The sequence below is a fragment of the Tepidibacillus infernus genome, from assembly GCF_048898065.1.
Taxonomy (GTDB): domain Bacteria; phylum Bacillota; class Bacilli; order Tepidibacillales; family Tepidibacillaceae; genus Tepidibacillus_B; species Tepidibacillus_B infernus.
This window is the reverse complement of record NZ_JBLWFI010000001.1, coordinates 617,431-631,239: the sequence shown is the minus strand read 5'-3', so window position 1 is coordinate 631,239 and position 13,809 is coordinate 617,431. Positions and strand designations below refer to the sequence as shown.

The window sequence follows — 13,809 nt, the reverse complement described above, 5'->3', positions numbered from 1 at the left end:
CTTTATTATGTTCTAGGCATGAATCGCTTTGCCATCAACATCTAGAGCAGCTTCCATTACAGCTTCAGATAAGGTTGGATGTGGATGAATGGTATGTGCAATCTCCCATGGAGTTGCATCTAATACTTTTGCTAACCCTGCTTCAGAGATCATGTCTGTTACATGTGGCCCAATCATATGAACCCCTAGAAGATCCCCTGTATTTTTATCTGCAACTAATTTTACGAAACCATCTACTTCTCCATGAACTAATGCTTTCCCAATTCCTCTAAATTGGAATTTACCCACTTTTACTTCATAACCTTTTTCTATCGCCTCTTCCTCTGTCATCCCTACACTAGCAACTTCAGGAGAGGTAAAGGTACATTTGGAAACAGCCAAATAATCTAATGGTTTAGGATTCTTGCCCGCTATATGTTCAACAGCTATAATCCCCTCATGTGATGCAACATGAGCTAGCTGTAAACCACCAATAACATCACCAATTGCGTAAATATGTGATTCCGCAGTTTGGAAATATTCATTTACTTGAATAACTCCTCTTTCAACTTTTATTTCAGTATTTTCTAGTCCAATTCCTTCAACATTTGCTTGTCGTCCAACAGAAACAAGTACTTTGTCAGCTGAAAGTTGGATCGTCTTATCTCCCTTTTGAGCCTCTAATTCTACATGTCCATCAACAATTTTTACTGTTTCAGGTAAAACCCTTGTATCTGTATGGATTTTGACCTTACGCTTTTTCATGACACGAGTCATATCTTTACTAATTTCGCCATCTTCAAGAGGTAAAATACGTGGTAAAAACTCAACTACCGTCACTTCTACGCCAAAATCAGTTAAAAGGGATGCCCATTCCATACCAATGACTCCGCCACCAATGATAATCATCGATTTTGGAAGTTCTGTCATCTCTAATGCCTCATCACTCGTCATAATAAACTTTCCATCAATATGTAAACCAGGTAATGTTCTCGGACGAGAGCCAGTAGCGATAATGACATGTTTTGTTGCTAGCAATTCGTTTTCCCCATTGGCTTTTTCTACCGAAATTGTTCCACTTAGTGGTGAAAAGATCGAAGGTCCCATAATACGGCCGAACCCTTCTACCAAAGTAACATTATTTTTCTTGAAAAGATGCTCGATTCCTTTTGTTAGTTGCTCTACTACTTTACGTTTTCTTGCTTGCACTTGTTCAAAGTTAAGTGTAACATGCTCTACTACAACACCAAATTCTTCTCCCTCTTTTGCATTTCGATAGATTTCCGCACTACGTAAAAAGGATTTACTTGGTATACAGCCCCGATGTAAACAGGTCCCCCCTACTTTATCTTTTTCCACAACAGCGACATTTAAACCTAACTGTGCAGCACGAATCGCTGCAACATATCCGCCAGGACCTGCTCCCAAGAATACTACATCAAATTGTTTTTGCTCTGACATTTCTTTCATCTTCCTTCCCATTTGCCCTTTAAATTCTTTATTTATATATTTTATTTAGATTCAGTATCATTTTATAAAAGCTCTTAAAAGTACACAAGCAAAAAGTGTAAACAAAATTTAATTTTTATAAAAAAACTACTAGCCTACAAAATGATAGACTAGTAGCTAAAGTAATCCAAAAAGCATTCAGAGATGATGATTTAGTTATTTACGATTTGTGCTCCTTTTTCTAGAGCTAATTGATTCACTGGAATTAAATTGTGTCTTCTTTCGGGAAGAACCTTTTTTAGAGATTCAATGACCGACTCAGGACTTACAGCTTTTGAAATTTCTAAAAAGGCCCCTAAAATAATAGAGTTAGCAACCTTAGGTTCTCCCATTTCATTGGCTAATTCCGATGCAGATACTTCGATGATCGTTATATCTTGTCTAGTTGATTTAACATCGATTAACGAGCTGTTTACAATTAAGACCCCACCTGGGATCACAAGCGGTTCAAATTTATCAAAAGACGGTTTGTTTAGAACAATTGCTGTTGTTGGGTGGGAAATAACTGGAGAACCAACAGGCTCATCACTAATAATGACTGAAACATTCGCTGTACCACCTCGTTGCTCAGGTCCATAGGAAGGTAACCAGGAAACATGCTTATTTTCAATCATTCCGGCATAAGCCAAAAGTTGCCCCATCGACATCACACCTTGCCCACCAAATCCAGCGATAATGATTTCGTGTAACATCTTATTTCCCTCCCTCAATATTTTTATAAATGCCAAGAGGGTATACAGGTACCATTTGTTCTTTTACCCAATTTAAAGATTCTTCTGGATCTAACCCCCAGTTTGTTGGACAGGTTGATAGAACTTCAACCATGGAAAAGCCTAATCCTTTTTTCTGTATTTCAAATGCTTTACGAATAGCTTTTTTTGCTTTTATGATATGTGGAACATCATGGGTAGAAACTCGTTCAATATAGGCTGCGCCATCCAAAGTGGCCAATAATTCGGAAACACGAATAGGAGCACCTTGTAAACTTACATCTCTTCCAAATGGTGAAGTGGCTGTCTTTTGACCAACCAATGAGGTGGGTGCCATCTGTCCACCAGTCATACCATAGATCGCATTATTCACAAAAATGACGGTAATATTTTCTCCCCGTGCTGCAGCATGAACGATCTCCGCCATACCGATTGAAGCAAGGTCACCATCGCCCTGATAGGTAAAGACAATACGATCTTTTGGCAAAACTCGTTTCAATCCTGTAGCAACTGCTGGAGCACGACCATGAGCTGCTTGAGTCATGTCGCAGTTAAAGTACTCATAAGAAAGAACAGAACAGCCAACAGAGGCCACACCTACAGAATCTTCTAAGATCTCCATTTCTTCAAGTACTTCACCAACGAGTCGATGAATCACCCCATGAGTACAACCTGGACAATAATGGGTTGGCTTATCTGTTAAACCTTTTGTTTTTTCAAAAATTAATTCCATTATTGCTCACCCCCAGCTATTTCAATGATCTTTTGGAAGATTTCGTCTTGACTTGGTACCATTCCACCTGTTCTTCCGTAGAAATGAACAGGTCGATATCCATTGACTGCTAGGCGAACATCTTCTACCATCTGCCCTGCACTCATCTCTACCGTTAAATAAGATTTTACTTTTTCTCTTGTCTCTATAAAAGGTTGTTCAGGGAATGGCCATAAGGAAATAGGACGAATCATTCCTACCTTAACTCCTTTATTTCTAGCCTTTTGAATCGCATTTTTTGCAATCCTTGAAACGGTACCATAGGCAACAACAATATGCTCTGCATCATCAGTTAAATATTTTTCAAACCTAACTTCTTTCTCTTTGATCTTTGAATATTTCAATTGAAGATGTTGATTGTGCTTTTCTAATTCCTCTGGATCAAGACGAAGAGAGTTGACGATTTTCGGTCCCCCATCCCCACGTGTGCCAGTTGTAGCCCAATCTTTTGCCGGTAGCTCCACTGGCTGTCTTTCTATAAATTCAACCGGTTCCATCATTTGCCCTAACATTCCATCTCCCATCAGAATAACAGGCGTACGGTAACGATCTGCAATGTCAAAGGCATCTTGCATTAAATCAACGATTTCTTGTAATGTTGCCGGTGCTAAAACAGGGATACGATAGTCGCCATGACCGCCTCCTTTTGTAGCTTGAAAATAGTCAGATTGAGAAGGCTGAATGCTTCCTAACCCAGGTCCACCACGCATGACATTCACAATGACCGCAGGTAGTTCTGAACCAACCAAATAAGAAATTCCTTCTTGCTTTAGACTTACCCCAGGACTTGATGAGGAAGTCATCACTCTAACTCCAGCACTTGCAGCACCATACACCATATTGATCGCTGCAACTTCACTTTCTGCTTGTAAAAATAATCCACCTACCTCTGGCAATCGTTTTGCCATATATGCAACAAGTTCACTTTGAGGTGTAATTGGATATCCAAAGAAATATTTACAATTTGCATGCACTGCTGCTTCTGCGATCACTTCATTCCCTTTCATTAACACTTTCCCCATGTTTTTTCCCCCTTTAACTGATCATTTAGGATGCTGTCTTTTTTCTTTCTGGACGATAAACGGTGATGACCCCATCAGGACAAATCCGCCCACATGCTACACAACTAATACATGCTTCTTGGTCTACTACAGTTGCTGGGCGATACCCTTTCCCGTTTAAATGATCAGCTAAGAAAATAATATCTTTTGGACATACTGAGACACACAAACTACAACCCTTGCACAAATCTTCGTTAAAAACAACACGTTTTTCCATAAAACCCACCCCCTAATTTACTCTATTTTTCTACTCCCAAGGTAATTTCATAAAACGTTCTATATAAACAACATCATGATTGCTTGAAAAATCAGCTGTTTCTTCCATTAGGTCGCTAGAGATCGTTGTATATAAAAATGGAATCCCCAAATTTTCACTAACTATTTTTGTCATTTCTAACCCTTTTTGAATATCCGCAATCGTCGTCTCTCTACCTAAGTTTGTATTGTTGATTAAAGCTGAAACTTTAAGACGGGAGACCCTTTCGATTTGCTGTATGGTTTCGATGATACCTTCTACTGTACTCACATAAGGACGATTGATATTGACAACAAAAATCATTTGTACATTCATTCGCTTTAGATCATTGTAATATTGTCCTAAAGCAGTAGCTCCATCCTTGTCCCCACCTACATCGATGATTACATGATAATTGGGATCATGAAGTACACGATAAATTTCCCCTGAAACAATTGGTAGATCAGCAGTAGCGAGTTGCCCCTTTGGAGCAATCAGTTCTATCCCTTTTTGTTCAAAAAGAGAATGAGCCTCCCTAGAACGAAAGTAAGGATTGATGACATCTAAATCACTAATTGCAACTTTTAGAAATTGTTCTTTCTCCTTCAAACTTAAATTGATAGAAATCTCCGTTTTCCCGCTGCCAAAGTGACCAGTGATAATGGTTATTCTAGCATTATGATTCAACATAAACTTCCTCTAGAGCGTATTCTTTTACTTGTTCATACCCACGGAGTACCCTTAAACCACCTTCAGCTAATGCCTGCAATTCATTTTCCCCAGGAAGTATTTTCACAGGTGCGATCCATGCAATATACTCTACCAATTGGTCAATAAAGGTTTTACTGTATGCAATCCCCCCTGTTAATATAATTGCATCAACCTTTCCTTTAAGTGCTGCACTACTAGCCCCAATTTCCTTTGCGATTTGATAGATCATCGCATCCCAAACCAGTTTTGCTTTCTCATTGGCGTTTGTAATCATCTTCTCAACATCAACCATGCTATTTGTGCCTAAATAGGCAACAACTCCACCCTGGCCACTTATCTTTTTCTTTAATTCTTCTTGGGTAAATTGTCCTGAAAAACCTAATGAAAGTAAATCTCCAACAGGTAAACTTCCTGTACGTTCTGGAGAAAATGGACCCTCTCCATCTAAACCATTATTAACATCGATTACTTTCCCATGATGATGAGCACCTACCGTGATTCCACCGCCCATATGACATACAACAAAATTTGCTGATTCATAAGTGAGGTTAAGTTCAGTTGCTACTTTACGCGCAACTGCTTTTTGATTGAGAGCATGGAAAATTGACCTGCGTTTAATTTCTGGCATACCACTGATTCTAGCAATCGCTTGTAATTCGTCTACTACAACTGGATCTACAATATAAGCAGCAATATTTAATTGTTTTGAGATTTCGTATGCAATCATCGCTCCTAAATTAGAGGCATGTTCTCCATATCGAGCATCCTTCAAATCTTTGACCATATGTTCGTTCACTAGATATGTTCCACCCGGAATAGGTTTTAACAACCCCCCCCTGCCAACAACCGCATTTAATTTGGTTAAATTGATACCTTGGTTGTGAAGGGTTTCTAAGATCATATTTTTACGAAAATCATATTGATCGATTACTTTATTAAATTGCTTCAACTCATCGAGGTCGTGTCTTAATGTTTCTTCAAAAACCGATTTTTCATTATCATATAACGCTATTTTAGTGGATGTTGACCCAGGATTGATTACCAATAAACGAAAAATTTGCTCCATCACTTCCACTCCATTTCTTAGAGAAGGTGAAAAGCACTTGATAAGTGCTTTTCACTCAATAAGGTCTAACGGCCTAGAATACTTTTTTCTTGCCTAATAAAATTACTGCGGATCTTACGCATTTGTTCAATTCTTTCCTCAGCCATTTTATTAGCCGCTTTATAGGATGGAATTCCATCTCTTTCAGCAATCTCAAACACTTTTAAAATATTATCATAGATGGTCTCTACCTTTTTCATTGCCCGATCACGATTATACCCGTTTAACTCATCAGCTACGTTAATCACACCACCAGCATTGATCACAAAATCAGGTGCATAAATAATCCCTTTTTCCTGAAGAATATCTCCATGTCTTTCCTCTTTTAATTGGTTATTTGCTGATCCTGCGATCAATTTTGCCTTAAGTTGTGGGATAGTATCATCATTAATCACTGCACCTAATGCATTCGGTGAAAAGATATCACATTCAACACCATATATTTCATTGATACCTACAGCCTTGGCCCCAAATTCTTTTACTGCTTTATTTACATTATCTTCATTGATATCGGTAACAATGAAATTTGCTCCTTCTTCATGTAAATGTTTGAGAAGATTGTAAGAAACATTTCCTACACCTTGAACAGCTATTGTTTTACCAGATAAATTATCGCTACCAAAAGCTACTTTAGCAGCAGCTTTCATCCCACGGTAAACTCCATATGCTGTGACTGGTGATGGATTACCGCTACTACCAAATGCTGGGGATATACCAGTTACATAATCAGTTTCTAAATGAATATAATCCATATCTTGAACCGTAGTCCCTACATCCTCAGCCGTAATATAACGTCCATTAAGACTTTGTACATATCGTCCCAACGCTCGGAATAATGCCTCACTTTTATCTTTTCTTGGATCACCTATAATTACCGTTTTCCCACCGCCTAGATCTAATCCAGCAGCAGCATTTTTGTAGGTCATTCCCCTTGCTAAACGCAAGGCATCAATAATCGCTTCTTCTTCAGAAGCATATGTCCACATCCTTGTCCCACCTAATGCAGGGCCTAACGTAGTATCGTGAATAGCGATAATTGCTTTTAGCCCTGAAGCCTCATCGTGAGCAAATACCAGTTGTTCATAATCAAATTTCTCCATGTAATCAAAAATTTTCATTCTTTCTTCCTCCCATTTAAATAAATTTATATCTTAATAGAAAAATAAAAACTAAATATTTGCTTGTTGTGATAAAAGAACCGCTAATGCAATAGAATTTAACTTTGTTTCAAAAGAATCAGCCCTTGAAGTTAATACAATGGGTGATTTTGCTCCGGTAATCACTGCACCAACCTTGACCTTTCCAAAATAAACAAGGGATTTGTATAAAGTATTTCCCACTTCAATATTAGGAACTAATAAAATATCTGCTTGGCCAGCTATTTTACTTTTAATTCCTTTATGCATTGCAGCCTCCAAGGAAATTGCATTATCAAGTGCTAATGGCCCATCAACAATCCCACCAGAAATTTGTCCTCGTTCAGCCATTTTTGATAAAAGTGCAGCATCCAATGTAGCGATCATATTAGGATTTACAGTTTCTAATGCAGTAAGAACAGCAACTTTTGGTTCTGTGAGTCCTATAATACGAGCAAAGTCAATCGCATTTTGAGTAATTTGTACTTTTTGTTCTAACGACGGAGATATATTCATTGCCGCGTCTGTTAAAAAGATCAAACGATCAAGTCCTTCTACTTCAAATAACGCAATATGACTCAAAATTCGATGGGTTCTAAGACCTATCTCCTTATCTAGAACCGCTTTTAAAATAATTGGAGTTGGTACTAATCCCTTCATCAAAATTTGCGACTCTCCAGTATTCACCGAATTTACCGCTTTAAGACTCGCCTTAACATGATCTCTCTCATCTGTAATCTTCACTTGATCTAGTGGGATCATACTTTTTTCAGCTAGCTGCCTTATTTTGCTTTCATCTCCAAACAAATGAAAGCGAGCAAATCCTTTCTCTAACGCGTTTTGTACAGCAATTAAAACCTCCTCATCTTCAGCAACGGCAACCGCAACTTGAGGTAGGGCATCCCTTTTTATCTTCGAGATGATTTTTTTAAAAGAATTCATTTAAAACCACCTTCATTCAACAACACATTTTATCTTTTCAATATAACAAATAGCAAAAACCATGCCAAGATTTTCTTTATGAAAGCGCTTTACTTTTTCAGGTTTAAATAAGTTTATATTAAAATACTGCCTGCAAAAAATTGCACATGCGCAAATTTTTGCAAGCAGTATTTTTCATGATTATTCGTTATAATCCGTATTTTTCCAATTTATAATATAAGTTTCTGATCGAGATTCCTAGAAAATGGGCTGCTTTCGTCTTATTTCCATCTACTTTCTTAAGAACATGTTTTAAATACATTTTTTCCATCTTAGAAATCATGTCACTTAATGGAAGAATATGATCTTCCAAAGGAACGGTTGTGACCTTTTCGTAATTGGAAGGAACAATACTCTTTCCTAAAGAAGGTAAGTGTTCTATTTGAATAAACGTTTCGTTAAAAGTCATATTCATAATCGCACGGCCAATAACATTCTCTAGTTCCCGAACATTTCCTGGCCAAGCATATTCAAGGAAAATATGCTGGACTTCTTCTGCTATCCCTTCCACTTTTCTCCCGTATTCAATATTTAACTTTTTAATTAAATAACTTACTAATAAAGGAATGTCCGACTTCCGATCCCTTAGAGATGGAATCATAATCGGAAGAACATTTAGACGATAATATAAATCTTCACGGAATTTCCCATTCCGTATTGCTTTTTCCAAATTTACATTTGTCGCTGCAATCACTCTAACATCAATAGGTATTGGCTTTGTGCCACCTACTCTAACAATTTCCTTTTCTTGTAGGACTCGCAGTAATTTGGCTTGGGTGTTTAATTCTAATTCACCAATCTCATCAAGAAAAATCGTTCCACCGCTAGCTACTTCAAAAAAACCTTTTTTTCCACCTTTTCGAGCACCAGTAAAGGCTCCTTCTTCGTAGCCGAATAATTCACTCTCTAGCAATGAATCAGAAATGGCTGCACAATTCACTCTTACAAATTGGTTATATTTACGATCACTGGCATTATGAATTGCATGGGCAAAGAGTTCTTTTCCAGTTCCTGATTCTCCTCTAACTAATACTGTTGCATGGGTTAACGCTGCTTTTTTAGCTGTCTCTATAGCTAATCTCATTTCTTCACTACTGCCTACAATGTCATCAAAGGTATATTTAGCTTCTAACGTACGAATAATTCTTCTTGCCTTTTCAAGTTCTTCTGTTAGCTTTTTGATTTCTGACGTGTCATGAATGATTCCTACACTACCTTTTAATTGTCCATCCACAAGAATAGGTGCAACATTGACAACAACATCTCTACGTTTGGGACCAACTTTTAAATGAACGCCACGCACTGGTTTTTTCGTACGCAATACTTGCATATGCATGCTTTCTCCTTCAGAAATATCCACATCAGCTGGTTTATTGATCACTTCTTCTGCTGTTAGACCTGTTAGTCTTGTGTATGCCGGATTAATCATCAATCCTTTTCCCTCATGATCGACAACAGATATGGCATCCTCAGAAGAATTGATAATCGCTTCAAGCATGCTTTGTATCGATTTTAAATCGGAGACTTGTTCTGATAAGTTAGATACTTCACTTATATCTCTAAATACTGCTACAGCACCTATAATCTCTCCATCTGCATTAATCATCGGCACTCGGTTGGTCACAATTTTTTTATTATTATCCAATTGTTGTTCTTGATTTAATTCTGGTTTCCCTGTTTGTAAAACCAAGTGTAGCCTAGTATTTGGAATAGAGACTTGTGCTAACGTACCCAAAATAGACGAAGATTTTTTGTCTAATAGAAGTTCAGCCGCTCGATTAAATAGTGTAATTCTTCCGTCTTTATTGACTGCAATCATGGCGTCATGGGTTGAATTAAGAATCACATCTAGTTCCCTTTGTTGCCGCGTTAATTCCTGTATTAAACTTTCCTTCTCTTCAATTAAGCTCATAATAATATTAGCGATGGTTCCAGGAATGATAACAGTGTGCTCTGGTTTATGATTCTGAAGCTCCTCAAATACACGTACATCTCCTGTCGCATCAAAAATGACATCTATATTCTCATTTAAAAAAGAATAAAATTCTAATGAAACCTCAATTCCTAATTCTTTTGCTAATTGAATCCCTGGTGCTAAAAGATTCTGATCAACGATAGCCACAATTTTAAGTTTTTCCATTCCTTGTAAAGCCTTAAGCAGGGAGCTCCCACCATTACCAGCACCTATAATTAAAACTTTTCTTACCTTCATTTCCCCACATCCTCTATACCGTACCCCGACGGCCCCATAAATCTATCCTTTTTAAGATTTTATTATTTTCTATTAATCGAGAAAGCGAATAGCGTTCTGTGTAGATATGTAAGCCAATTAAAAAAAGAATCATTATCCATTTTCCACTCATTGAGAAATACATACTATACCAAATCCCAAGGTGTAAACCGATTAGATTGGCTCCACTATCACCTAACATTATTTTAGCATGAACATCTTGAAAGAACACTATTGTTAATATTGTAAAAACCACTAAACCTAACTGATTTTTAGATAAAAAAGTGCTAGATATGCTTAACAAAAAAAATAAAATAAAAAAAACCTTAAGCGCTCTCCCTGGGCGAAGGTCAAACAAATTAATCGTATTGATCATAAATAATATAAGTAAAAAGTTCGTTACTTTAACTAAGTTTGAATCACCGATATAGATAGCTAGAAATAAAGCGATCAGCCCTCCTATAGCTGCTTTTAAAAATCCAGAAGTGATCTTCCCATGAAAGAAAGCCTTTATATGTCCTCGTAGTCCTTTTACTTTAGTATCACCAAATAAATCATCATATGTACCTATAAGAGTTATAATTAACAATGAAATCCATATATACCTATTTTCGTTTAATTGAAATAAATAAATGATGATCGACTCGATCAAAAAAATAAAGCCTCCAAAACTAACAGGAATTATTTGTTTTTGAAAATTAAATCTTAAGCTACCAAACCTTATTAAAAATCTTTGATAAAACGGAAAGAATACGAACGTCACAAAAAAAGTAACAAATATTATAATCATCGTTGCTGCCTCCACTTAATAAATAAAGCTTTTGCCACCGCAATAAATTCTTTCCCCCTATGAATAAACCCTTTTAAATCCCTGCCCGTTTCTCGATGGTAAAGAGCTACTTCAACTTCTTTTATTTTAAACCCCATTCTAAGTACATCAATGGTTAAACCTACTTCTATTCCAAAACCACTAACTAATTCTGTGATTTGATCGATTACTTTTCTTTTCATTGCCCTTTGACCAGATAATGGGGCAATAGGTTGATAACCTGTCATGAAATAGATTCCACTCCTAGCTAATTTTTTAACTAGACCAAAACCTGCCTTCATACTTGATCGCGGAAGAATAGCAATGGTCATATCTGCATCATTCTTAAAAATTGGATCAAGCAAACGATCAGCATCCTTTGCGGAATCACCAAGGTCAGCATCTAAAAACATAATCACTTCTCCTTCAGCTTGTTTAATACCTGCCTTTAGAGCCTGTCCTTTTCCTTGGTTTAGTTTAAGAAAAATTGGCTTTATCACTGAATCTGAAGCTATTTTCATTAAAATCTCTTTCGTCTTATCAGTACTTCCATCATCAACTATAATAATTTCTTTATCATAGGTCCACTTACGAATCGCCTGAATCGTACTTTCGATATATTTTTCTTCATTAAACGCTGGAACAATAATCGAAATCTTGGGTTGAGTCATTAAGATTTCTCCTCAAACAAGTTTTTAAGAAAAGTAATAAACTGATACTGGTCATTAAATGATTCGATATTGATCTTCTGTTCATAAACTTCTGCTTCTAAATCCAATTTTTCAATCCACTCATTTGATTGATTGGCCATATAAATGACTGGAATTCCATATTGAGCTAGTTGTTGGCTTTCCTTTAATTGCTCATTATTCTCTGGAACAAATATAATCGCGTCGTACTGTTTAGAGGCATTCATTGAAAAAGATGACCCCTTCATCACAACAGTACTAATCTCATGATCTAATTCATAAATAATTCCCCCAGCGATTTTAATTGATCGTTTTATCGGTTCAAAATCTTCATTCGTTGAGTTAATCCATAAGAGTTTGCGACCATCAATTGTATGAGTAATGCTTTTGGTGAAAAGAATTTGAAAATCATCTTTTAAGGACTGATATGAGGACAGTAATTCATCATTTTTTTTCTCTAAATCTTGATTGGTTTTTTGTAGTTCTTCTGACTTTGCTTTAAAATAGGAAACCAGTTTTTGTTGGTTGTTATTAATCCATTGTTGGCCTAATGTTCCTCCAATTAAAATTCCCAAACTTAAAGATAAAAAAATTGCAATGATCGTTGTAATGTAATATTTGTTGGTAATCAATAGTTTCACCTACGTAAAAAGCATTTTTATATTGAGCCACATCATTTCTAAAAGTCTTACCATATCTTGATTGATTAAGCTAATCGCTAAGATTGGGGTAATTGCCGCAATTCCGATTAAACTAATTGATTTCCATTGTGTACTTGGATGATACAGCTGACTAACACCTTTTGCATCCACCAACTTGGTGCCAATTTTCATTCGAACCAATACTGTGCTAGCCATTCCCTTTCTTCCTTTTTCTAAGAAATCAATCATATGGGAATGGGCGCCTAGTGCCACAATGATTTCCGCTTGTTGTTCATATGCTAATAACATCGCCACATCTTCACTGGTCCCTAATGAGGGAATCACCTTAGCCTCAAGCCCCAATTCTTTAACCCTTGTTATCCCTGGCGCCCTGCCATCTGGGTAAGCGTGGACTATAATTTCAGCGCCTGATTTTAGAGCTTCATCCGACACACTATCCATATCCCCTAGAATCACCTGAGGGATTAAACCATGCTCCATTAAAGCATCTGCACCACCATCTACACCAACTAAAATCGGATGATAATCTTCAATATAGGAGCGAATGGCTGCCAAATCTTCTCGGTAATGTTTTCCTCTTACAACAACAACAGCATGTTTACCTTTAAATTTTGTTTTTAGAGGTGGAATTTTTAACGGTTTTAAAACAAAATCTTTTTCTCTTGATGCGTATTCTAAGGTATTATCGATGAAATTGTTCAATTCTTGTTCAATATTCTCTGTCGCGACTCTATAAATCTGTTTCCACTTATCAAAAGTCCACTCTTGAATTGCTACTTCCATTTGCGATTTCCAAATTGAATAAAAAAATGCTATATTTTCATCAAAATTAATTTCAACTTCATTTTCATCATGTAATTGTTCAAATATATGATAACCTTTTAAAACATCAAAAACAGGTATTTTTGCTTCTAATAATGTTTTTAACCCTAATGTAGGATATCTACCTGTCATCGTTTGAGAAAAATTAATAATTGCTTTTACTTTTTTTTCAATAAAACCAGATGCCGCAATCTCATCAATATCCGAATGACGAACGACTGCAATTTGATTGGGTTTGATACGAGTTAATAAGTGTTTTGTTTTTTTATCCACAATATAGGTACTTTTCATTGTTTTATTAGTTTTAGTAAATATCATCAAAATCATTCCCTTACTTTTTAGCTCTTTTATAGTATTTGCATAATATTAAATGCCATTCTATGGAAACAAAAAAAGCAA

General features: G+C 36.5%; 14 protein-coding genes. All 14 read right to left on the bottom strand.

The features are described from left to right. Positions 1-12 precede the first annotated feature (12 nt). Positions 13-1,440, bottom strand: a complete 1,428-nt coding sequence (gene lpdA, locus TEPIDINF_RS03220) for a dihydrolipoyl dehydrogenase (RefSeq protein ID WP_069797546.1) — start codon at positions 1,438-1,440, stop codon at positions 13-15. A 200-nt stretch (positions 1,441-1,640) separates the two neighbouring features. Further along, positions 1,641-2,180, bottom strand: coding sequence for a 2-oxoacid:acceptor oxidoreductase family protein (locus tag TEPIDINF_RS03215; RefSeq protein WP_069797550.1), 540 nt, complete (start codon positions 2,178-2,180; stop codon positions 1,641-1,643). A gap of 1 nt (position 2,181) precedes the next feature. Next, a complete protein-coding gene (locus TEPIDINF_RS03210; protein ID WP_421691350.1) occupies positions 2,182-2,931 on the bottom strand; it encodes a thiamine pyrophosphate-dependent enzyme in 750 nt (249 codons plus the stop codon). Next, positions 2,931-3,992, bottom strand: a complete 1,062-nt coding sequence (locus TEPIDINF_RS03205) for a 3-methyl-2-oxobutanoate dehydrogenase subunit VorB (RefSeq protein ID WP_421691349.1) — start codon at positions 3,990-3,992, stop codon at positions 2,931-2,933. The genes TEPIDINF_RS03210 and TEPIDINF_RS03205 overlap by 1 nt, the downstream gene beginning before the upstream one ends. 25 nt (positions 3,993-4,017) lie before the next feature. Beyond that, entirely contained in the window at positions 4,018-4,248 is a 231-nt protein-coding gene (locus TEPIDINF_RS03200) for a 4Fe-4S dicluster domain-containing protein (protein WP_069797554.1), read from the bottom strand. A 30-nt stretch (positions 4,249-4,278) separates the two neighbouring features. Next, the gene (locus TEPIDINF_RS03195) at positions 4,279-4,956 is read right to left on the bottom strand and encodes a hypothetical protein (RefSeq protein WP_069797556.1); all 678 of its coding nucleotides are present in this window, start codon (positions 4,954-4,956) and stop codon (positions 4,279-4,281) included. Then, positions 4,943-6,052: a butyrate kinase gene (buk, locus tag TEPIDINF_RS03190; protein ID WP_421691348.1), complete on the bottom strand. Its 1,110-nt coding sequence runs from the start codon at positions 6,050-6,052 to the stop codon at positions 4,943-4,945. The genes TEPIDINF_RS03195 and buk overlap by 14 nt, the downstream gene beginning before the upstream one ends. 56 nt (positions 6,053-6,108) lie before the next feature. Further along, complete coding sequence (locus TEPIDINF_RS03185) at positions 6,109-7,200, bottom strand: Glu/Leu/Phe/Val family dehydrogenase (protein WP_068723659.1); 1,092 nt, start codon at positions 7,198-7,200, stop codon at positions 6,109-6,111. A gap of 51 nt (positions 7,201-7,251) precedes the next feature. Then, a complete protein-coding gene (ptb, locus tag TEPIDINF_RS03180) occupies positions 7,252-8,160 on the bottom strand; it encodes a phosphate butyryltransferase (protein ID WP_068723656.1) in 909 nt (302 codons plus the stop codon). 187 nt (positions 8,161-8,347) lie between these two features. After that, positions 8,348-10,411: a sigma-54 interaction domain-containing protein gene (locus TEPIDINF_RS03175; protein ID WP_068723653.1), complete on the bottom strand. Its 2,064-nt coding sequence runs from the start codon at positions 10,409-10,411 to the stop codon at positions 8,348-8,350. A 13-nt stretch (positions 10,412-10,424) separates the two neighbouring features. Further along, a complete protein-coding gene (locus TEPIDINF_RS03170) occupies positions 10,425-11,219 on the bottom strand; it encodes an MraY family glycosyltransferase (protein ID WP_421691347.1) in 795 nt (264 codons plus the stop codon). Beyond that, entirely contained in the window at positions 11,216-11,908 is a 693-nt protein-coding gene (locus tag TEPIDINF_RS03165; RefSeq protein WP_068723646.1) for a glycosyltransferase family 2 protein, read from the bottom strand. Before TEPIDINF_RS03165 ends, TEPIDINF_RS03170 begins: the two co-directional genes overlap by 4 nt. Then, positions 11,908-12,558 (bottom strand): copper transporter, encoded by a 651-nt coding sequence (locus TEPIDINF_RS03160; RefSeq protein ID WP_068723643.1) that lies wholly within the window; start codon positions 12,556-12,558, stop codon positions 11,908-11,910. The genes TEPIDINF_RS03165 and TEPIDINF_RS03160 overlap by 1 nt, the downstream gene beginning before the upstream one ends. Positions 12,559-12,567: 9 nt before the next feature. Continuing rightward, complete coding sequence (gene steA / locus TEPIDINF_RS03155; RefSeq protein WP_220126412.1) at positions 12,568-13,728, bottom strand: putative cytokinetic ring protein SteA; 1,161 nt, start codon at positions 13,726-13,728, stop codon at positions 12,568-12,570. Positions 13,729-13,809 lie beyond the last annotated feature (81 nt).